The 19,534-nt window shown below is 64.3% G+C and carries 17 protein-coding genes; 3 read left to right on the top strand and 14 right to left on the bottom strand.

Annotated elements, in window-relative coordinates:
• The first annotated feature begins 18 nt into the window (after positions 1-18).
• Both gltX and AC4K8G_RS01710 read left to right on the top strand, forming a co-directional pair.
• Complete coding sequence (gltX, locus tag AC4K8G_RS01715; protein ID WP_491732455.1) at positions 19-1,428, top strand: glutamate--tRNA ligase; 1,410 nt, start codon at positions 19-21, stop codon at positions 1,426-1,428.
• Positions 1,428-2,714: a citrate synthase gene (locus AC4K8G_RS01710; protein WP_491732454.1), complete on the top strand. Its 1,287-nt coding sequence runs from the start codon at positions 1,428-1,430 to the stop codon at positions 2,712-2,714. Before gltX ends, AC4K8G_RS01710 begins: the two co-directional genes overlap by 1 nt.
• Here AC4K8G_RS01710 and AC4K8G_RS01705 read toward each other — a convergent pair.
• The 3 genes from AC4K8G_RS01705 to AC4K8G_RS01695 are packed head-to-tail and all read right to left on the bottom strand — an operon-like array spanning position 2,711 to position 6,283.
• Positions 2,711-4,042 (bottom strand): sensor histidine kinase, encoded by a 1,332-nt coding sequence (locus AC4K8G_RS01705; protein WP_491734389.1) that lies wholly within the window; start codon positions 4,040-4,042, stop codon positions 2,711-2,713. The genes AC4K8G_RS01710 and AC4K8G_RS01705 overlap by 4 nt on opposite strands.
• On the bottom strand, positions 4,035-5,066 hold the full coding sequence (locus AC4K8G_RS01700; RefSeq protein WP_491732453.1) for a DUF2336 domain-containing protein: 1,032 nt from the start codon (positions 5,064-5,066) through the stop codon (positions 4,035-4,037). The genes AC4K8G_RS01705 and AC4K8G_RS01700 overlap by 8 nt, the downstream gene beginning before the upstream one ends.
• A 35-nt stretch (positions 5,067-5,101) precedes the next feature.
• Positions 5,102-6,283 (bottom strand): NTP transferase domain-containing protein, encoded by a 1,182-nt coding sequence (locus AC4K8G_RS01695; RefSeq protein ID WP_491732452.1) that lies wholly within the window; start codon positions 6,281-6,283, stop codon positions 5,102-5,104.
• 77 nt (positions 6,284-6,360) lie between these two features.
• Here AC4K8G_RS01695 and AC4K8G_RS01690 point away from each other — a divergent pair, with 77 nt between their 5' ends.
• A complete protein-coding gene (locus AC4K8G_RS01690) occupies positions 6,361-8,664 on the top strand; it encodes a coiled-coil domain-containing protein (protein WP_491732451.1) in 2,304 nt (767 codons plus the stop codon).
• On the opposite strand, the gene AC4K8G_RS01685 is transcribed toward AC4K8G_RS01690, so the two are convergent.
• From AC4K8G_RS01685 to nuoH, 11 genes are read right to left on the bottom strand one after another with little or no spacing between them, the layout of a single operon-like run.
• Entirely contained in the window at positions 8,661-8,945 is a 285-nt protein-coding gene (locus tag AC4K8G_RS01685; RefSeq protein WP_491732450.1) for a DUF1467 family protein, read from the bottom strand. The two genes, AC4K8G_RS01690 and AC4K8G_RS01685, sit on opposite strands and share 4 nt — an antisense overlap.
• Positions 8,946-8,947: 2 nt before the next feature.
• Positions 8,948-10,588: a ribonuclease J gene (locus AC4K8G_RS01680; RefSeq protein ID WP_491732449.1), complete on the bottom strand. Its 1,641-nt coding sequence runs from the start codon at positions 10,586-10,588 to the stop codon at positions 8,948-8,950.
• A complete protein-coding gene (locus tag AC4K8G_RS01675) occupies positions 10,585-11,364 on the bottom strand; it encodes a type III pantothenate kinase (RefSeq protein ID WP_491732448.1) in 780 nt (259 codons plus the stop codon). The genes AC4K8G_RS01680 and AC4K8G_RS01675 overlap by 4 nt, the downstream gene beginning before the upstream one ends.
• A 30-nt stretch (positions 11,365-11,394) precedes the next feature.
• A complete protein-coding gene (locus AC4K8G_RS01670) occupies positions 11,395-12,069 on the bottom strand; it encodes a biotin--[acetyl-CoA-carboxylase] ligase (protein WP_491734388.1) in 675 nt (224 codons plus the stop codon).
• 11 nt (positions 12,070-12,080) lie between these two features.
• Positions 12,081-13,514 carry an NADH-quinone oxidoreductase subunit NuoN gene (gene nuoN / locus AC4K8G_RS01665; RefSeq protein WP_491732447.1) on the bottom strand — a complete coding sequence of 478 codons (1,434 nt, stop codon included), beginning with the start codon at positions 13,512-13,514 and terminating at the stop codon, positions 12,081-12,083.
• Complete coding sequence (locus AC4K8G_RS01660; RefSeq protein WP_491734387.1) at positions 13,514-15,043, bottom strand: NADH-quinone oxidoreductase subunit M; 1,530 nt, start codon at positions 15,041-15,043, stop codon at positions 13,514-13,516. The genes nuoN and AC4K8G_RS01660 overlap by 1 nt, the downstream gene beginning before the upstream one ends.
• Positions 15,040-17,088 carry an NADH-quinone oxidoreductase subunit L gene (gene nuoL / locus AC4K8G_RS01655; RefSeq protein WP_491732446.1) on the bottom strand — a complete coding sequence of 683 codons (2,049 nt, stop codon included), beginning with the start codon at positions 17,086-17,088 and terminating at the stop codon, positions 15,040-15,042. Before nuoL ends, AC4K8G_RS01660 begins: the two co-directional genes overlap by 4 nt.
• Positions 17,088-17,393 carry an NADH-quinone oxidoreductase subunit NuoK gene (gene nuoK, locus AC4K8G_RS01650; RefSeq protein WP_491732445.1) on the bottom strand — a complete coding sequence of 102 codons (306 nt, stop codon included), beginning with the start codon at positions 17,391-17,393 and terminating at the stop codon, positions 17,088-17,090. Before nuoK ends, nuoL begins: the two co-directional genes overlap by 1 nt.
• A complete protein-coding gene (locus tag AC4K8G_RS01645; protein WP_491732444.1) occupies positions 17,390-17,995 on the bottom strand; it encodes an NADH-quinone oxidoreductase subunit J in 606 nt (201 codons plus the stop codon). Before AC4K8G_RS01645 ends, nuoK begins: the two co-directional genes overlap by 4 nt.
• Positions 17,996-18,007: 12 nt before the next feature.
• The gene (nuoI, locus tag AC4K8G_RS01640) at positions 18,008-18,490 is read right to left on the bottom strand and encodes an NADH-quinone oxidoreductase subunit NuoI (protein WP_491732443.1); all 483 of its coding nucleotides are present in this window, start codon (positions 18,488-18,490) and stop codon (positions 18,008-18,010) included.
• Positions 18,487-19,512, bottom strand: a complete 1,026-nt coding sequence (gene nuoH, locus AC4K8G_RS01635) for an NADH-quinone oxidoreductase subunit NuoH (protein WP_491734386.1) — start codon at positions 19,510-19,512, stop codon at positions 18,487-18,489. The genes nuoI and nuoH overlap by 4 nt, the downstream gene beginning before the upstream one ends.
• Positions 19,513-19,534: the final 22 nt, after the last annotated feature.

Raw genomic sequence — 19,534 nt, 5'->3', positions numbered from 1 at the left:
CATGAAGAGAAGAGGAAAGTGCGCTTGAGCGCAAGTGATAAGCCCGTCGTTACCCGATTTGCACCGTCCCCGACTGGATTCCTGCACATCGGCGGCGCCCGTACCGCTCTCTTCAACTGGCTGTTCGCCCGCCACCACGGCGGCAAGTTCCTCCTGCGCATTGAGGACACCGACAAGGCCCGGTCGACCAAGGAAGCGATCGACGCGATCCTCGACGGGATGCGCTGGCTGGCGCTCGATTGGGACGGGCACGAATATTACCAGTCGCAATTCTGGGCCCGGCACGCCGAGGTCGCGCACAAGATGCTCGAGCGCGGGCACGCTTACCGCTGCTACATGACGCAAGAGGAGCTCGCCGCGCAGCGCGAGGCCGCAGCCAAGGAACGCAAGCCCTTCCGCATCGCCAGCCCATGGCGCGACGTCACCGAAAGGCAGGGCGACACGCCTTTCGTCATCCGCCTCAAGGCCGCACGCGAAGGCGAGACGGTCATCGATGACAAGGTTCAGGGCCGGGTCACGGTCCAGAATGTCGAGCTGGACGATTTCGTCCTGCTCCGTTCCGACGGGACCCCGACCTACATGCTGGCGGTGGTGGTCGACGACCATGACATGGGCGTGACCCATGTGATCCGCGGCGACGACCATCTGAACAATGCTTTCCGGCAGCTGGCAATCATCCGCGCGATGGGCTGGCCGGAACCGGTCTATGCGCACGTGCCCCTGATCCATGGTCCGGACGGCGCAAAGCTTAGCAAGCGCCACGGTGCGCTGGGCGTCGACGCCTATCGCGATGAGCTCGGCATGCTCCCAGAGGCGGTGTCCAACTACCTGCTTCGGCTTGGCTGGGGCCATGGCGACGATGAAATCATCAGCCGCGAGCAGGCAATCGAATGGTTCGACCTCGATCATGTGGGCAAATCGCCGTCACGCTTCGACTTCAAGAAGCTCGAGAATTTGAACGGGCATTACCTGCGCGAGGCCGACGATACGCGGCTCGCCGAGCTGATCGCACCCGGCCTCGGCGTCTCCGGGGACGATCGCGACCTGCTGATCAAGGCGATGCCGGAGCTCAAGGCCCGCGCTCACACGGTGCATCAGCTTGCCGATGGCGCGCGATTCCTGTTCGCCAAGCGCCCGTTGAGCATGGAGCCGGCTGCCGAGGCGCTGCTCGCTGACGATGCGCACAGCCTCCTTGCCTCGGCGCATGAGAAACTTGCGGCACTTGCCGAGTGGGATGCTGCATCGGTAGAGGCGGCCATCCGCGAGGTCGCGGAGGGCAATGGCGTGAAGCTCGGCAAACTCGCCCAGCCGCTACGCGCTGCCCTCACGGGGAGCACGACGTCACCGGGAATTTTTGATGTGCTTGCGTTGTTGGGGCGGCAAGAAAGCCTCGCCCGCATCGCCGACCAAATGGTGGAGCCGAACTAATGAGCGACAAGACCGCGACCCTGGGCGTCAACGGGTCCAACTTCACCTATCCGGTGCTCGACGGCTCGGTCGGCCCGGAAGTGGTCGATATCCGCAAGTTCTACGGCGAAACGGGCATGTTCACCTATGACCCGGGCTTCACCTCGACCGCGAGCTGTCAGAGCGCGATCACCTACATCGATGGCGAGAAGGGAATCCTACTCCACCGCGGCTACCCGATCGACCAGCTGGCCGAAAATTCGACCTTCATGGAAGTGGCCTACCTGCTGGTCCACGGCGAGCTTCCGAAGAAGGAAGAGCTGAGCGACTTCTCCTACACGATTAGCCGCCACACGATGCTCCACGAGCAGCTGGCGACCTTCTACCGCGGGTTTCGCCGCGACGCCCATCCGATGGCGATCATGTGCGGCGTCGTCGGCGCGCTGAGCGCCTTCTACCACGACAGCACCGACATCACCGATCCCGAGCAGCGAATGATCGCGACCCACCGGCTGATCGCGAAGATGCCGACGATCGCGGCCATGGCGTACAAATATTCGATCGGGCAGCCGTTCCTCTACCCCGACAACAGCCTTAGCTACACCGGCAACTTCCTGCGCATGACATTCGGAGTTCCGGCCGAACACTACCAGGTCAATCCGGTGATCGAGCGCGCGATGCGGCGCATCTTCATCCTTCACGCCGACCATGAGCAGAATGCGTCGACCTCGACCGTGCGACTAGCGGGCTCGTCGGGTGCGAACCCGTTCGCCTGCATCGCGGCGGGCATCGCTTGCCTTTGGGGGCCCGCTCACGGCGGCGCCAACGAAGCGGCGCTCAACATGCTGCGCGAGATCGGCGACGTGAAGCGGATCCCGGAATATATCGCCCGGGCCAAGGACAAGAACGACCCGTTCCGGCTGATGGGCTTCGGGCATCGCGTCTACAAAAACTTCGACCCGCGCGCGAAGGTGATGAAGGCGACTGCGGACGAGGTGTTGAAAGAGCTCAACATCAAGGACCCGGTGCTCGATGTCGCAAAAGAGCTCGAGCATATCGCGCTCAACGACGACTATTTCATCGAGAAGAAGCTCTATCCGAACGTTGATTTCTATTCGGGCGTGATCCTCAACGCGATCGGCTTCCCGACCGATATGTTCACCGCGCTATTCGCTCTCGCCCGCACCGTCGGCTGGGTCGCGCAGTGGAACGAGATGATTGCCGATCCCGACCAGAAGATCGGCCGCCCGCGCCAGCTCTACACCGGCGCCGCACAGCGAAATTATATTCCGGTCGAGAAGCGCTAGGCGCGCGGCAGGGTCAGCGTAAAACGCGCGCCTTTGCCAGGGGAGCTGTCGAGCGTCACATCGCCGCCCATCGAACGGGCGAGCCGGCGGGAAATGGCAAGACCAAGCCCCGCACCCTCTTCGCGCGGCTCGGCGCGCTCGAAACGCTCGAAGATCCGCTGCTGGTCTGCGACCGCGATACCCGGGCCTTCGTCGGTGACGGTAACGGAAGCCGTCCCCTGCGTCCGCCCGAACGATAGCTGCACCGTCTTTCCCTGCGGGGAATAGCGGATCGCGTTCCCGACCAGGTTCACGATGATCTGGATGACCGCGCGTTCCTGCCCGGTGCCCATCAACGGCTGGCTGGACTCCATCTCGATCTCGACGCCCCGCTCTTCGGCGGTCGCCTCCAGCATCACCACCGCCTCGGCGCTGAGTGCGGTGAGGTCGATCGCCTGCTGGTCTTGGACTGCGTCGTCCCCCATCCCGCGCACAACGGAGAGTAGGTGCCGGGCGGCGGCCGCGATGTCGTTGCCGTAGCTCGCATAATCGCTGCGGAGCGGCCCGTCGGCACGCTCCACGATGCGTTCGGCGCTGTCGATAATCCGGTCGAGGGGAGCCCGGAGCACCTCGTCGAGCGCCTCGTCGAAATAGGCAATCTGATTCGCGCGAGCGGGCGGCGATCCGCCTTCGACTTCCGCGGTTCCGCGGAACCCCGCGAAGCCTCCGTCGGCGCTCGTCACGACTTCGCCTGCAAGGGCGATGGACTGGCTCTCGTCAGCGCGGCTGCGCGCCCGCTGGCCGGAAAAGCCGTGCCGCGCCGCAAGCGCCGCAACCAAAGGCATGTCGCCCTCGTCATTCTCCTCGAGGCGGAAGACCTTTGTCAGCGGCAGCCCGGCGCATTCGGCGACGTCGAAGCCAAGGAGTTCGGCAAGGTCGCCGGACACCGAAATGAGGCGCAACTCTTCGTCGGCTTCCCATTCGTGGTGGACGGCTCCTGGCTGAGGATCGGCCTCACCAGCAAACGGAGACCCGAGACGCGGTCCCGCCGGGGGCCGGACGGTCCAGCGTTCCAACGACAATCCGACCTCATCGCCATCCGGCGTCGCGTGAACCCAAAGATCGATGTCCTGATCGGCCGACGCTGCGATTGCCGGGCGCGAAACGGGCGTTCCAAGCTCCCGGGCAAGCTGAGCCACGGCCAAAATCTGCGGTAGAGCAAGTATTTGCCCGATCGCCGCGCCGGCCTCCCTCTGGAGAGCCTCCAGCTCGGGATCGGCGGCAATCAGCCTGCCGACATTGTCGAGGCGGCCGAGTACGGCCCTGGGCTCAGACGGCGCGCTAGCCATGCCGATCACCAAGGGCGCCAAGCGCGGCCCGATAGGCGGGCGACGTCGACAGCCAGCTCCGCGCTGCCGACACTTGCTCGTCGGTCATCGTGTCAAAAATGCTAATTGCGGCTGCCGGGTCGTCGATTCCGAGCAGGTCGCCGATGCTGGCCAGCAATCCGGCGCTCAAGGAGCGGGTGGCCACCGATGCGTGCAAGAGGGCAATGATCCGGTGCGGGTTTGCACAGAGCATCTCGCCCACTGCGGATGCCGCCGGGATCCCGGCGCGTCGAGCGAGGATATGGGCGAGGAACGCCACCTCACCTTCATGTGCGGCCGCGAGGATGAGCTCATCGGAGAGCGCGCCATCCCGATCGAGTAGCGCAACGAGATCGGCGGTCAGGGCGTCACTGCTTCTGGCGCTGTCGCGCTGAGCGAGAACCGCCAGCATCGCGCTAGCAAGATCGGCATCGGATCGCCCCTCGAGCCCGACACGCAAGGCCGCGGCGATGCGCTGCGTCAACAGCTCGGCGGTCTCGGCCGGAAGATCGTCGAAGGCGATAAGACACTGGCCGAATCGGTCGCGGCGCCGTCCGCGCGCCAGGATCAAGGCCATGGCGGCAGCTGAGACGGGACCGCTGGAATGACTTACAAGCCCTTGAAGTACACGGGCTTCGTGGCGTCCAGTGCGTCCCGTAGCGGCTGTTGCGATGCGTTCTTCGTCGGCCCGGCGGAGTAGCATCGCCATCAGTCCGGGCTCGTCCACGAGGCGCGCCGCGCTCAGCCTTTCCACCAGAGTCCGATTGTCATCATCGTTGGCCGCTGCGACACCTGGCGGCAGCGCCGCTCGAAGCGCATCAGCGATGTCGCCGACGAGGCAATGAAGCATCGCGGTCATCAGGGCCCGCTCCTGCTCGGTCAGGCGCTGGGCAGGATCGAGGAAAAAGTCGATGCGAACCGTGGACAGCCGGTCGCCACCCGCGGGGCGCGCGGGCGCGTTCTGGTCGGCTACCGAAGCAGCGATCGGCCATTCTTCCGGCATCATCAGCGCCGGCTTATCGAATTTCCGTTAACTTCGCGTCAACTCGGCGCGTGATGCCGGACGTGCTGGACGATGAAGAAAGACGCTGCGGCATAGGCGAGCATGGCGAGAAGATAGGCTGTCCAGCTGCCCGCTATAGCAAAGGGAATGGCGGCAAAAATCGCATTTCGCCTCGAAAACAGCCAAATGTCGCCTGCCGGGAGTGCCGATCGCTCAATCCGGGCAGCTTCGGCGAAGGCGGCAGCTGCTGCGGCCGTAACCATCGAGCCCCAGCCGGTGCCATGGCGCGCTTCCCACCACCCAATCGCCAGTAGGGCCAGGCCCGCAGCAGGCCAAAGCGCAACCCGGCTGAGCATCCGTGCGGGCAGAGGCCGCAAGCGAATGCTCGCGAGGCGGCCCGCCACGATATCAAGCGGCGTTGAGACGATGAGCAGCCCTAGCCCTGCCCCGAGCCAGCCGCGCGCGAAGCACACTGCACCCGCAAGCGTCAGCGCCAGGGCTGCCCAGATCAGCCAGGCCGGCCTGACCGATGTTTCCATGAGCTGCTCGGTCGCCATCTCCTCGACTGGAGGAAGGATGAACCGGCTTGCCCAATCAGAGCGCGATCCGCGCGAGCCCGCGACGAGATTGCGCTGGAATGCCTCGATCTGCTCGGGTCGCTCCGCGAGCAGGGGTTCTCCGCCGATCTCGTCCGCCCGTAACCGAAGCGCTCCCTCCTGAAGGGTTCGGCGCAACAGGGTCGATTGAAGGTCCCAATCGCCCAGCATCGCCGCTGTCGACCCGAGCAAATGCGAATCGACCAGGGCGACGCCGGCCCAGCGGGATTCGGCGTCGATCCGCTCGAAGGCTTGGTGGACCTCGTCGTCGGGGACTGTCGCCACCGCGGCCTCTTCCTGCTCGGCGAGCGTTGCCACCAGCTCGGCCGATGCGACGACGCCATCGCCGACGAGGACGACCATCGACCCCGCTTCGAAGCGACTGATGGCTTCATCAATCGCGCTCACCGGCAGGATGCGGAGGCCATCCAGTCTCAATCGTTCGAAAACGTCCTGGAGTGCCTGAGGAACGCGCTCGACGACGACGACGATCGGCGCGGCACCCGCGGCCGCGACGCAGCGAACCTGATATTCAAGCAAAGTGCGCCCCGCGAGTGGCAGCAAGGCGCGAAGTCCGCCCTCATCGTCCTGCTGATATGCGCCGATCAGCGCGCCCGGCGCCATCCGCTCTTTCCCCCGCGTGCCATGCACCCTCTCTAATCGCTTTCGTGGCTCGTCAAAGATGGTAAACTGCATCTGTCATGACACCGCATCCTCAGCGCGCCGATGCCTTGCAGCAAGCAGGGGAGCCGGCCGAGCCGCTCGAACTCACGACCGAGCAGATTGCCGTCGAACCGGAGTTCGACCAGGGCCAATGGGCGGAAAGCCGGGCCGAGGAACGGGGTGCCGGTGGGCGCCAGGTTCTCGGCTGGTCGCTGTCGGTGCTTGCCGCGCTGTGGCTTGCGTACACCGCCTGGTCCGCGGGGCGGACGCTTGCGGGCCAACCCCTAACCTCGCCCGCGGTCGCGCAATGGATCGCCGTCGCTGCAGGCCCGCTCGCCCTTCTCGGCCTCGTCTGGCTCATGTTCGGCCGGACCCGCCGCAAGGAAGCTGAGCGCTTCACCCGGTCGGTCATTGCGATGCGGGCGGAGAGCCAGTCGCTCGAAGCGTTGCTCGAGGTCTTGTCGCAGCGAATCAGCGACAGCCGCGGCGAGCTCACGATGATTTCCCAACACCTGATGCAGCTCGGCGACGATGCGACCGGGAAGCTCGGCGGAATCACGCGCGAATTCGATAGCAGCAGCGAGAAGCTGCGCCGCCACGGTGAAGCCCTCGATCGCGCCGCCGAAGCTGCGCGCAACGATATTGGCGTCCTTCTCGAAGATCTCCCGCGGGCCGAGCAAGCCGCGCGGCAGCTGGCCGATCAATTGCGTGCAGCGGGCAGCGAATCGACGGGCAAGGCCGCCCAGTTCCAGCAGCAAGTTGGAGAGCTTACCGAGAAGACTCGCGTAGCCGACCAGTTGATCGCTGATGCGACTGACCGGCTTGCCGCGCGGCTTGCCGAGATCGAGAATGCGGGCGCGGCAGCGTCCGCCAGTGTCAACGAAGCCCAAACGGGCCTGGCCGGCTCGCTCGATGCACTGCTCGAGCGCACCTCGGCGACCCTGACCGAGATCCGGTCCGGCATCGACGTGCAGTCGAGCGCCGTCGCGGCACTCGTCGAACAGGCGTCGGCAAGCATCGGCAAGGTCGGCGCTGACACGTCGGAAGCCCTCGCGTCCAACCTCGGCCTCGCCAATTCGTCGCTCGAAGGGATGGCCGATCGGGTCGCAGAACAAGAGCGTGCGTCGCAGCGCATGATTGCGGAGATCGATCGCGGCCTCGCGATGATTGACCAGCGCTTCACCGAACTGGCTTCGAATGGCGACGAGCGCGCCAATCACTTCCTCAACTCGCTTACGCGGGCGCGAACCGAGCTGGACACGCTGGCCGCGCAAGCTAGCTCGCAGGATGACGCCATCGGGTCCCTGGCCGATCGTACTACCGCTCTGCGCGAGAGCATCGACCGGCTAACGGCCGAAGTCCGAGAAGGCGTGGGCGTCGCAATCGGCGAAGCGCAAGGCGGCGCGGATCGTCTCAGTGAGATTGCGGGCACGCTAAAGCCCGAGATCGGCTGGATCCGCGATGCGGCAACGGAAGCCGGTGAGCGGCTGTCGAGCGCAGGATCGCAGATCGCTGAGCAGCAGGACCGCTTCGCGGCGCTGCTGGCAAGCGTCGATGATGGTGTTGGCGGCGCGCAATCGAAGCTCGCCGAGCTGGCGTCCATGCTGGCGCAGGTCGAGCGCGAGGCCACCAATCTTAGCGCAGAGACCGGCCCGTCCCTGGTTGCCGCGCTCGTGCAAGTCAAAGACGCCGCAGCGCATGCCGCCGAGCGTGCGCGCGAAGCGATCGAGAAGGTCATCCCGGAAACCGCGGGCAAGCTCTCGGCCAAGACTCGCGAAGCACTCGAGAAGGTCATTCGCGAGAGCGTCGAGGAACGGCTGCGCGAAGTAGAAACGGTCGCGGCTCGTGCGGTCGATTCGGCCAAAGCGGCCTCGGATCGCCTGACCCAGCAGATGCTGACCCTTGGCCAGAGTGCGGCGGCGCTCGAGGCGCATATCGAGGAGACCAGCAAGTCGCAGCGCGAGAAGGACAGCGAGGCGTTCGCGCGCCGGGTGTCCCTGCTGATCGATTCGATGCATTCAGCCGCGATCGACGTCGGCAAGATCCTGTCCGACGAGATCGACGACAAGGCGTGGGGTGCGTACCTCAAGGGTAATCGCGGCGTCTTCACGAGCCGTGCCGTGCGCCTAATAGGTGGCAGCGAGACGCGCGCTCTTAAGGCGCATTACGAGAGCGACCTCGAATTCCAGCGGTCGGTAAATCGCTACGTCCATGACTTCGAGGCGATGCTCCGGCGCGTATTGGCAGAGCGCGATGGCGGCGTGATCGCCGTGACCCTGATGTCGTCGGACATGGGCAAGCTCTACGCTGCCCTCGCCCAGGCCATCGGAAACCGCCGCTAGGGCTCGTTCCGCTCTGCGTGCGGGGTATAGAAATCCAGGTCGTCGGGCGTGATCCAGCCGAACGACCAGTTCGCATAATAGATGGCGAACAGGATTGCGCCGACAACCGCTGCCTTCAGCAAGTGTCGCTTGAGATCGAAGCGGTGCGGCGCGCTATCGGCCTGGCCGCGGACCTTTGGGGTCCCCGCCTCTTCATCCGTGCGCACGCCGAACGGGAGCAGGAAGAACGCGCTCGCGGCAAAGAACAGGAAATAGATCGCGATAATCGATGATAGCGCCATGCTTATTGCGCGACCTTGAGCAACATGACCTCAACCAGCGGCTTCTTGCCGGTCCAGACTGTCGCACAACGGCGGACGGCCAGGCGCACCGCCTCGCGGACCTTGTCGACGTCGGCGCCCGGGCTGTAGGCCTTCGTCGCGGCGTCCGTCGCATCGGCGATGAAATCATCACGGTCTTCCTCGACTGGTACGCCGAACGGGCGGACGAATGGCGTCCCCGCTAGCCGACCATTGGCGCCGACCGGCACCGCGACTGTGATCAAACCGCTATAACCGATGCGCCGGCGCTCGCTCACGGTTGAGCCGTCGGCCGGAAGGATCACGTCGCCGTCCAAGACGAGTCGCCCGACGCGCACTTCATCGATCTTCTTCGGATCGCCCGGCGCGAGACGAATGACGTCACCGTTTTTCTGAACGACGGCGTGAGGGACGCCGTGCCCAAGGGCCAGCCGCGCCTGCTCGGCCATGTGGCGCGCTTCGCCATGGACCGGCACCACGATATCCGGGCGCACCCACTGGTACATCTCGATCAGCTCCGGTCGGCCCGGATGGCCCGATACGTGCACGTGAGCCTGCTTTTCGGTAACGATGTTCACGCCGAGATCGGACAGTTGGTTCATGATCCGCCCGATCGAAATCTCGTTCCCCGGAATGATCCGCGACGAGAAAATGACCGTGTCGCCCTGGCTGACTTTGAGGTCATGCGTGCCGCTCGCGATCCGCCCGAGCGCGGCGCGTGGTTCCCCCTGCCCGCCCGTCGCGATGATCAACACTTCCTTCTTCGGAAGCCGCATTGCCTCGTCGAACGAGATCGGCGGCGGGAAGTCCTTCAGGTAGCCGGTTGCCTGGGCGACGCGCAGGATGCGCTCCAGCGAACGGCCCGCGATGCATAATTGGCGGCCGGTTTCGCGGGCGACGCGACCGATCGTCTCCAGCCGCGCGGCATTGGACGCGAAGGTGGTAACGACCACCCGCCCCTTGGCCTTTTCGACCTGAGCGCGAAGGCCTGGGTGGACGCTTTCCTCCGACCCCGACGGCTTGTCCTGGAAGACGTTGGTGGAATCGCACACGAGCGCGAGCACACCGCGGTCGCCGATCTCGGACAGGAGGTGCGAATCGCCGCCCTCCCCGATCACCGGCGTCTCGTCGATCTTCCAGTCGCCGGTGTGGAAGATGTTGCCGAACGGTGTTTCGATGAGCAAGCCGTTGCCCTCGGGGATTGAGTGGGACAAGGCCACGAAGCTGATTTTGAAGGGCCCAAGTTCGACCGTGCCACCGCGCTCGACGATGTTGAGCTTTACCGCGCCGGTGAGCCCTTCTTCCTCCAGCTTGCCGGCAATCAGCCCTGCAGTGAACGGCGTCGCGTAGAGCGGGCTTTTCAGTTCCTCGGCGAGATAGGGCAGCGCGCCGATATGGTCTTCGTGGCCGTGGGTCAGCACGATGCCCGCGAGCCGCTCCTGCTGCTCTTCGATGAATTCGAGGTCGGGCAGGATGAGGTCGATCCCCGGAAATTCGAAGTCGGCAAAGGTCAGGCCGAGATCGACCATGATCCACTGGCCACGGCAGCCGTATAGATTGACGTTCATGCCGATCTCGCCCGATCCGCCGAGCGCGACGAAAATCAGCTCTTCACCGGGAATCACTTCTTGGCCGCCATGTCGTGCAGCAGGCTCAACCCGTGGATGGTGAGGTCGGGCTCGATCACGTCGAATACCTCGGTGTGCTTGTCGAACAGGTTGGCGAGACCGCCGGTGGCGATCACCGTGACGGGTCGATCGAGCTCGCGCTTCATCCGCTGGACCAGCCCTTCGAGCATCGCGATGTAGCCCCAGTAGATTCCGACCAGCATCTGGTCCTGGGTCGTACGCCCAATGACGCTGTCCTTCACTGGCGCCTCGATCGCGATGCGCGGCAGCTTGGCGGCGGCACTGACCAGTGCATCGAGCGACAGGTTGATGCCCGGCGCGATGATCCCGCCGGTATAAGCGCCGGAAGAGTCGACAACATCGAATGTCGTCGCCGTTCCGAAGTCGATGACGATTAGATCGCCCTTGTGCTTGGCGTGTGCCGCAATGGCGTTGAGCGCCCGGTCGGCACCCACGTTTTGGGGTTCATCGACGTCAAGCTTCAACGGCCACGCGGCCGATCCTTGTCCCGCGATAAACGGTTCGACTCCGAAATATTTGCTCGAGAGAACTTCAAGGTTGTGAAGCGCGCGCGGCACAACCGTGCCGATGATCACGGCATCTACATCACCTCGCGACAGACCTTCGAGTTCGAGAAGCTGGTGAAGCCAGACCGAATATTCGTCCGCCGTCCGCCGCGGATCGGTGGCGATGCGCCAGCGCGCGCGGATCTCGCCGTTGCCGACGAGCGCGAACACGAGGTTAGTATTGCCGGCGTCGATGGCGAGCAGCATGGCCGCTTGCCTAGCCTTGCCGCCGCATCATCACAACTCGACGTCTCCGGCGCGGACGATCTCAAGCGAACCATCATCGCGGCGAAGGCGGAGCGCGCCGTCCGCTTCCAGCCCGTCGAAGCGGCCGGAGATGCTATCCTCCGCGCCCGCATGGACGGTGATGCGCGTGCCGATCAGGTGAGCGCGCGCGAGCCATGCCTGGACGACCACGCGAGCGTCATTCTGCCGCCACAGGCCGAGCAACCGAGCGAATGAGCCGGCAAGCAGCGGCGCGAAGGCTTGTGGGGTTATCGCGGCGCCAAGCGATGCCGTGCGGCGGCCTGGAATATCCGGCGCCGATGCCAGGTTGACCCCGAACCCTGCGATAATGCGCTCGCCGCTGCGCTCCAACAGGATGCCCGCGAGCTTCTTGCCCAAGAGCATGACGTCATTGGGCCACTTCAGCATCAGCGGCTGGCCCGGGATCGCCGCATCGACTGCTTCGGCAAGCGCCAACCCCGCGGCCAGCGATAGGGTCTGAGCGGCGGGATCGCCCGGCCTAAGTTCGATCAACGTGCTGCCGAAGAAATTGCCGTCCTCGGCCGCCCACGAGCGGCCCTGTCGGCCCTTTCCAGCATCTTGGGCCATTGCGACGAGCCAATCGCCTTCGACGGCGGAAGGGTCGGCAATCAGGTCGGCGTTGGTCGAGCCGGTGCGCTCGACGATCCGGATGCGGCTCAGAAGAGCGACCCCGCCGCGCGGTCGGTGAGCGAGCCGAGCGGGCCGATCAGCAAGTAGCCAAGCGGGGAAATGACGATCGCGGCCAGCAGGATGAGCAGGCCCTGGAGCGGCTCGCGCGCACGGCCATAGGGCGCCGCCGGCTCATCCATGTACATCACCTTGATGATGCGCAGGTAATAATAGGCGCCGATCACGGTGCCGAGGATCGCGGCGACCGCGAGCGCGACATAGCCGCTGGCAACGGCAGCGTTGAACACCAGCAACTTGGGCCAGAATCCGAACAAGGGCGGGATGCCGGCAAGGCTGAACATGAACATCGCGAAGGCTGCCGCGAAGGCAGGTCGCGTCTGCGCAAGTCCCGAAAGGCTGGCGATGCTTTCGACCGGCCGGCCCTTCTCGTCGTGCATCCACAGGACGCAGAGGAAGGCGCCAAGCGTCATTACGACATAGACGGCCATGTAGAAGAGCACCGACGACGTGCCTTGCGGTCCGGCTGCCGCCAAGCCGACGAGCGCGAAGCCGACATTGTTGATCGACGAATAGGCGAGCAGCCGCTTGATGTTGGTCTGGCCATACGCCGCCACCGCACCGAGGAAGATCGACGCGAGCGCCGCGCAAATAACGATCTGGCGCCAGGCGTCGGTCGCCGGACCGAGCGCCTCGATGCAGACGCGCGTTGCAAGCAGCACCGCTGCAGCCTTCGGTGCCGAGGCGAAGAAAGCGGTCACCGGCGTCGGCGCCCCTTCGTAAACGTCGGGCGTCCACATGTGGAACGGCACGGCGCTGATCTTGAAGGCAAGACCGGCGAGCACGAACACCAGGCCGAATAACAGACCGAGCGACGGCGCGCCGCGGGCGAAGGTCGCCGCCAGGCCGCTGAAGTTCGCCGTTCCAGCGAAGCCGTAAAGAAGCGAGATGCCGTAGAGCAGGATGCCGCTCGCCAGCGCTCCGAGCACGAAATATTTGAGGCCTGCCTCTGCCGAACGTTCGTCGGTGCGGCGATAGGATGCGAGTACGTAAGCGGCGAGGCTTTGCAGCTCGAGGCCGACGTAAAGCGAGATCAGGCTCGTCGCGGAGACCATGACGCTCATGCCCACCGCGCTAAACAGGATCAGGACCGCATATTCGCTCGCATGCTCGGTACCGCGCTCGAACCAGCCATGGGCGGCGATGATCGCCACCGCGGCCGCCGGGAAGATGATCGCCTTGCCGAAGCTGGCGAACAAATCCGCGCTGACCAGGCCGTCGAAAATCGGGCCAGCATGCGAGGGCGCGCCGACCAACGCCGCGGTTGCCCCGACCAGCGACAGCACGGCGAGCCAGCTAACCGCGGCCGAACCGCGGCGGCCAGTGAAGGCGGCGACCATCATCAGGACGATCCCGGCGGTCGACAGGATGATCTCGGGCAGAAGCGGAGCGAAGCGGACCATCAGTGTGTCGCCCCGTGATCTTGGTGCATTCCGTTGGCCATCGTCGGCACCGTCAAATGCGAGTCTCCCGCCGGCGCGACGCGCTCCATCCGGGTGAGCACGCGTCCAATGTCGTTGCGCATCGGCTTCAGAAAGCTTTCCGGATAAATACCCATCCAGAACACCCCGGCCACGATCGGTGCGAGGAGCCACCATTCACGAGCGGACAGATCCTGCATCGTCGCCGCGTCCTTGTTGCGCGACGTGCCGAAGCAGATCCGCCAGTAAAGATAGAGCATGTAGGCCGCCGCCAGGATCGTGCTGAAGCAGGCTGCGACGGCCGCCCAGCTCGACGCGCGATAGGTGCCGACCATACTCAGGAACTCGCCGGGGAAGTTACTGGTCCCAGGAAGTCCGATGCTGGCCATGGTGAAGACCATGAATAGCAGGGCATAGCCGGGCATATTGTTGCTGAGCCCGCCGTAGCGATCGATGTCCCGCGTGTGCAGGCGGTCGTAGACGACGCCAACGCACAAGAAGAGCGCGCCCGAGACGAGGCCGTGGCCGAGCATGACCAGCATCGCGCCCTCGATCCCCTGCCGGTTCATTGCGAACAGGCCGAAGGTCACAAAGGCCATGTGGGCGACGGACGAATAAGCGATGAGCTTCTTCATGTCCTTCTGCACCAGCGCGACCAGCGAGGTGTAGATCGCCGCCACACCCGAGAGGACGAACATCAGCGGAATGAATTCGGCCGATCCCTCCGGGAACATCGGCAGCGAGAAGCGGATGAAGCCGTAACCGCCAAGCTTCAGCAGGACGCCGGCAAGGATCACAGAGCCGGCGGTCGGTGCCTGCACGTGCGCGTCTGGCAACCATGTGTGGACCGGCCACATTGGCAGCTTGACCGCAAAGCTGGCGAGGAAGGCGAGGAACAACAGGCGCTGCGCGTCGACCGGAAAGTCGTAGGCCATCAGCGCCGGGATCGACGTCGTGTGCGCCGTCGACGCCATGTACAGCATTGCGATCAGCATCAGCACCGATCCGAGCAAGGTGTAGAGGAAGAACTTGTAGCTGGCCTTGATGCGCTCGGCCCCGCCCCACACGCCGATGATCAGGTACATCGGGATGAGGCCGCCTTCGAAGAAGATGTAGAACAGCAGCAAATCCTGCGCCGCGAAGGAGCCCATGATGAGCGCCTCCATCAGCAGGAAGTAGGCCATATATTCGGGCACACGCTTCTCGATCGAGCGCCAGCTGGCGCCGATGCAGATCGGCATCAGGAAAGCAGTCAGGACGATCAGCAGCAAGGCGATGCCGTCGATCCCGAGCGCCCAGTTCACGAGGCCGCCAAACGGCATCTTCTCGACGAACTGCCACTGTGCGCCATCGGGATCGTACTGCGTCCATAGGTAGATGCTCAACGCGAAGTCGATCAGCGTCGCGATGAGCGCGGTCCAGCGCGCTCCATTGTCCTTCACGAACAGGCAAATGATGCCGGCAAGCAGCGGCACCACGATCAGCAGGCTGAGCCAGGGAACGCCGGTCACTTGGCTGCCCACCAGATCGCCCAGCTAGCCGCGCCGATCAGGCCGAGCAGCATCACCAGCGCGTAGGAATAAAGATAGCCGGACTGGAACCTGGCGGTGATCCGGTTGCCGATGCCGACCGCATAAGCCGCGCCATGCGGGCCGAACCGGTCGATCGTGCCCTCGTCACCGCGCTTCCAGAACAATCGCCCGAGCCACAGCGCGGGGCGCACGAAGATGACGTCGTAGAGCTCGTCGAAATACCATTTGTTGCTGACGAAGCGGTAGATCGAGGGGAAGGTCGCAACGAAACGGGCGGGCGCGCCTCGGTCGCGGATGTAACCATTGTAGGCGATACACAGGCCGACGAGCATGACGATCGTCGGGGTCAGCTTCACCCACGCATCGACGTGATGCGCGTGCTCGGCGAGCTCGTGGCTGAAGGCAATCGTCTGGTTCCAATATTCCGCCGCGCGCTCGGGATCGACGAACACGCCGTGGAACAGCTGCCCGGCAAGCGCCGCACCAACCGCAAGGAGCGCGATCGGGACGAGAATGGTCAGCGGGCTTTCATGCGGATGATAGCCGTCGGTGCCGGTCGAGACGTGATGCGCGCTATGGGCGCTGTCGCCATGCTCCTCGTCCGGGTGATCGTGATGATCGCCGTGGATCGCGTGCTGGATATGCTCTGAGGCTGCCCAGCGCGGCTCCCCGAAGAAGGTCATGAAGATCAGGCGCCACGAGTAGAAGCTGGTCAGAAGCGCCGCCAGCGCACCGATCCAGAAGGCGATCGTGCCAGACACCGAGCCACTGGCCCAGGCGCTCTCGAGGATCGCGTCCTTCGACCAGAAACCGGCAAAGCCAAACCCTTCGACGCCAACCCCGGTGATCGCCAGCGTGCCGACGACCATCACCCAGAAGGTGATCGGGATCTCCTTACGGAGAGCGCCATAGTAACGCATGTCCTGTTCGTGGTGCATCGCATGGATGACCGAGCCCGCGCCAAGGAACAGCAAGGCCTTGAAGAAGGCGTGCGTGAACAGGTGGAACATCGCCGCGCCGTAAGCGCCGACGCCAGCCGCGAAGAACATGTAGCCGAGCTGCGAGCAGGTTGAATAAGCGATCACACGCTTGATGTCGTTTTGCGCGCAACCGACGGTCGCCGCGAAAATGCAGGTCGCGGCGCCGATGTAAGTGACGACGTGCATCGCCGTCTGCGACGTCTCGAACATTGGCGACAGGCGGCAGACCATGAACACGCCGGCGGTGACCATCGTTGCCGCGTGGATGAGGGCGCTGACCGGAGTCGGGCCTTCCATCGCGTCCGGAAGCCAGGTGTGGAGCGGAAGTTGCGCCGACTTGCCCATCGCCCCGACGAACAGCAGCAGGCAGAGCAGGGTCATCGTGTCGACGTGCATGCCGGCAAAGCCGATCGTCGACCCCGCCATGCCCGGCGCGGCGTGAAGGATCGCCGGGATCGACACCGTGCCGAACACCAGGAAGGTGCCGAAGATGCCGAGGCTGAAGCCGAAATCGCCGACGCGGTTGACGACGAATGCCTTCAATGCCGCCGCATTGGCCGATGGCTTGTGATACCAGAAGCCGATCAGCAGGTAGGAAGCGAGACCGACGCCTTCCCAGCCGAAGAACATCTGCACCAGGCTGTCGGCGGTCACGAGCATCAGCATCGCGAAGCTGAAGAGCGATAGGTAAGCGAAGAATCGCGGCTGGGCCGGGTCTTCTTCCATATAGCCCCAGCTGTAGAGGTGGACGAGGCTGGAGACCGTTGTCACCACCACCAGCATCACCGCGGTCAGGCTGTCGACGCGAAGCGCCCAGTCCACATTCAGGCCGCCGGATTCGATCCACTTCAGCACCGGGACGACGGTCGGCCCGGCCTCGCCCGCGATATACTGAAGGAAGATCGGCCAGCTGAGCAACGCACCGGCGAACAGCGCGCCGGTGGTCACGACCTTCGCCGCGGTCTTGCCGATCCAGTGGTGGCCGAGGCCCGCGACGATCGCCGCAATCAGCGGCAGGAAGACGATGAAGATGACCGGATGCATCAGCCCCTCATCCGGTTGACGTCGTCGACGGCGATCGAGCCGCGGCGACGGAAGAAGATGACGAGGATGGCAAGGCCGATGGCCGCTTCCGCCGCGGCGACGGTCAGCACGAACATCGCCAGCACCTGCCCGGTCAGGTCACCGAGGTAGGCCGAGAAAGCGACGAGGTTGATGTTCACCGCAAGCAGGATGAGCTCGATCGCCATCAGCATCAGGATGACGTTGCGGCGGTTGAGGAAGATGCCGAGTACGCCGATCGTGAACAGGATCGCGGCGACAGTCAGGTAATGGGCGAGGCTGATCACAGCGACATCCCCTCGCCTACGCCCGGATCGGCCAGCTTCACGGCCTCGCCGGGCTTCCGATCGACCTGCTTCCAAACCTTCTGCGAACGCGTGTCGCCGCGGCTACGATGAGTCAGCACGATCGCGCCGATCATCGCCACCAGCAGGATCAGGCCCGCGATTTCGAACGGGAACAGGTAGCGGCTGTAGAGCAGCTGCCCGAGCGCGACGATGTTCGGCGTAGCGGCGGTCGGAATTGCGTGGCCGCTGAGCGTTGGCCCCGCCTTCCACGCGCTGACCGCGACGATGATCTCCGCAAGCAGGACCAAGGCGATGATCAGGCCGAACGGCAGGTTGCGCGTGAAGCCCGATCGCAGCGATGCGAAGTCGACATCGAGCATCATCACGACGAACAGGAACAGGACCGCGACCGCACCGACGTAGACGATCACTACCAGCATCGCGATGAACTCCGCGCCGACCAGCAGCATCAGGCCCGCCGCGTTGAAGAAGGCAACGATCAGCCACAGCACGCTGTGGACCGGATTGCGCGCGAAAATCACCGCAATTGCCGAGGCAATCGTTAGCGTCGCGAACAGGTAGAAGGCGATGGAAGCGATCAAGGTGCGGCGCGCTTATCGGTAGGGCGCATCAGCGGCAAGGTTAGCCGCGATCGCCTGTTCCCACTTGTCGCCGTTGGCCAGCAACTTCGCCTTGTCGTAGAGCAATTCCTCCCGCGTTTCGGTCGCGAATTCTAGGTTGGGGCCCTCGACGATGGCATCCACCGGGCACGCTTCGGCGCAAAGCCCGCAGTAGATGCATTTGACCATGTCGATGTCGTAGCGGGTGGTCCGGCGGCTGCCGTCCTCGCGCGGCTCAGCCTCGATCGTAATCGCCAGCGCCGGGCAGACCGCCTCGCACAGCTTGCACGCGATGCAGCGTTCCTCACCGTTGGGATAGCGGCGCAACGCGTGCTCGCCGCGGAAGCGCGGCGACGTCGGCGTCTTCTCGTACGGATAATTGATCGTGGCCTTGGGCTTGAAGAAATACTTCAAGGTCAGCGCGTGCGCCTTGACGAATTCCCAAAGCGTGAAGGCCTTGATGGTGCGCGAAATCATAGTGCGCCCCCATAACGCGTCAGCATCAGCCAGCCAGAGACCAGCACGACGAACAGCAGCGACAGCGGCAGGAAGATCTTCCAGCCAAGACGCATCAGCTGGTCGTAGCGATAGCGCGGCACGGTCGCCTTCACCCAGCCGAAGCAGAAGAAGAAGAAGCACATCTTGGCGAAGAGCCACAGGATGCCGGGGATGAGGTACAGCGGCGCCCAGTCGACCGGGGGCAGCCAGCCGCCCCAGAACAGGATGGCGTTCAGCGCGCACATCAGGATGACGTTGGCATATTCGCCGAGCCAGAAGAGCGCGAAGCTCATCGACGAATATTCGGTCTGGTGCCCGGCGACGAGCTCGCTTTCTGCTTCGACCAGGTCGAACGGCGTGCGGAAGGTCTCGGCCATCGAACTGATAAAGAACACCACCCACATCGGGAACAGCAGCAGATTGAACCCATAGGCATTGACGATGCCGAGCCCGAACCCCTTCTGCTCCAGCACGATCGTCGAGAGGTTGAAGCTGTTGGCGTAGAGCACGACGCTGATCAGCACGAAGCCGATCGAGACTTCGTAGCTCACCATCTGCGCGGCCGCGCGGAGCGCCGAGAAGAACGGATATTTGGAGTTGGAGGCCCAGCCGGCGACGATCACGCCGTAGACGCCAAGCGAACTTGCCGCGAGGACGTAGAGCAGCCCGACGTTGATGTCGGCAAGCACGACGCCGGCCTGGAACGGGATCACTGCCCACACGATCAACGCCACGGTGAAGGTCACGATCGGCGCGATCAGGAACAGGCCCTTGTTCGCGCTCGTCGGGATGATCGTTTCCTTGAGGAAAACCTTCAGCCCGTCCGCGAAGCTTTGCAGCAGACCCCAGGGGCCGACCACGTTCGGACCGCGGCGAAGCGCGATGGCGGCCCAGATCTTGCGTTCGGCATAAATGATCATCGCCACCGCGAGCATCAGCGGCAGCGCGATCACCAGGATGCCAATGATCGTGGCGAGGAACCACGCCCAGCCATATTGCATGTGCCAGCTGTTGACGAAGAAG

It is taken from the genome of Sphingomonas sp. SP3 (assembly GCF_058514305.1).
This window is presented reverse-complemented; position numbering and strand designations above follow the sequence as displayed.

Coding starts and splice junctions, on each gene's coding strand:
- AC4K8G_RS01705 (WP_491734389.1), bottom strand. CDS start 4,042: ATGGCTAGCGCGCCGTCTGAGCCCAGGGCCGTACTCGGCCGCCTCGAC.
- AC4K8G_RS01695 (WP_491732452.1), bottom strand. CDS start 6,283: ATGGCGCCGGGCGCGCTGATCGGCGCATATCAGCAGGACGATGAGGGC.
- nuoN (WP_491732447.1), bottom strand. CDS start 13,514: ATGGTCCGCTTCGCTCCGCTTCTGCCCGAGATCATCCTGTCGACCGCC.
- nuoL (WP_491732446.1), bottom strand. CDS start 17,088: ATGCATCCGGTCATCTTCATCGTCTTCCTGCCGCTGATTGCGGCGATC.
- AC4K8G_RS01675 (WP_491732448.1), bottom strand. CDS start 11,364: ATGCTGCTCGCCATCGACGCCGGCAATACTAACCTCGTGTTCGCGCTC.
- AC4K8G_RS01700 (WP_491732453.1), bottom strand. CDS start 5,066: ATGATGCCGGAAGAATGGCCGATCGCTGCTTCGGTAGCCGACCAGAAC.
- nuoH (WP_491734386.1), bottom strand. CDS start 19,512: ATGCAATATGGCTGGGCGTGGTTCCTCGCCACGATCATTGGCATCCTG.
- AC4K8G_RS01685 (WP_491732450.1), bottom strand. CDS start 8,945: ATGGCGCTATCATCGATTATCGCGATCTATTTCCTGTTCTTTGCCGCG.
- nuoI (WP_491732443.1), bottom strand. CDS start 18,490: ATGATTTCGCGCACCATCAAGGCCTTCACGCTTTGGGAATTCGTCAAG.
- AC4K8G_RS01710 (WP_491732454.1), top strand. CDS start 1,428: ATGAGCGACAAGACCGCGACCCTGGGCGTCAACGGGTCCAACTTCACC.
- AC4K8G_RS01690 (WP_491732451.1), top strand. CDS start 6,361: ATGACACCGCATCCTCAGCGCGCCGATGCCTTGCAGCAAGCAGGGGAG.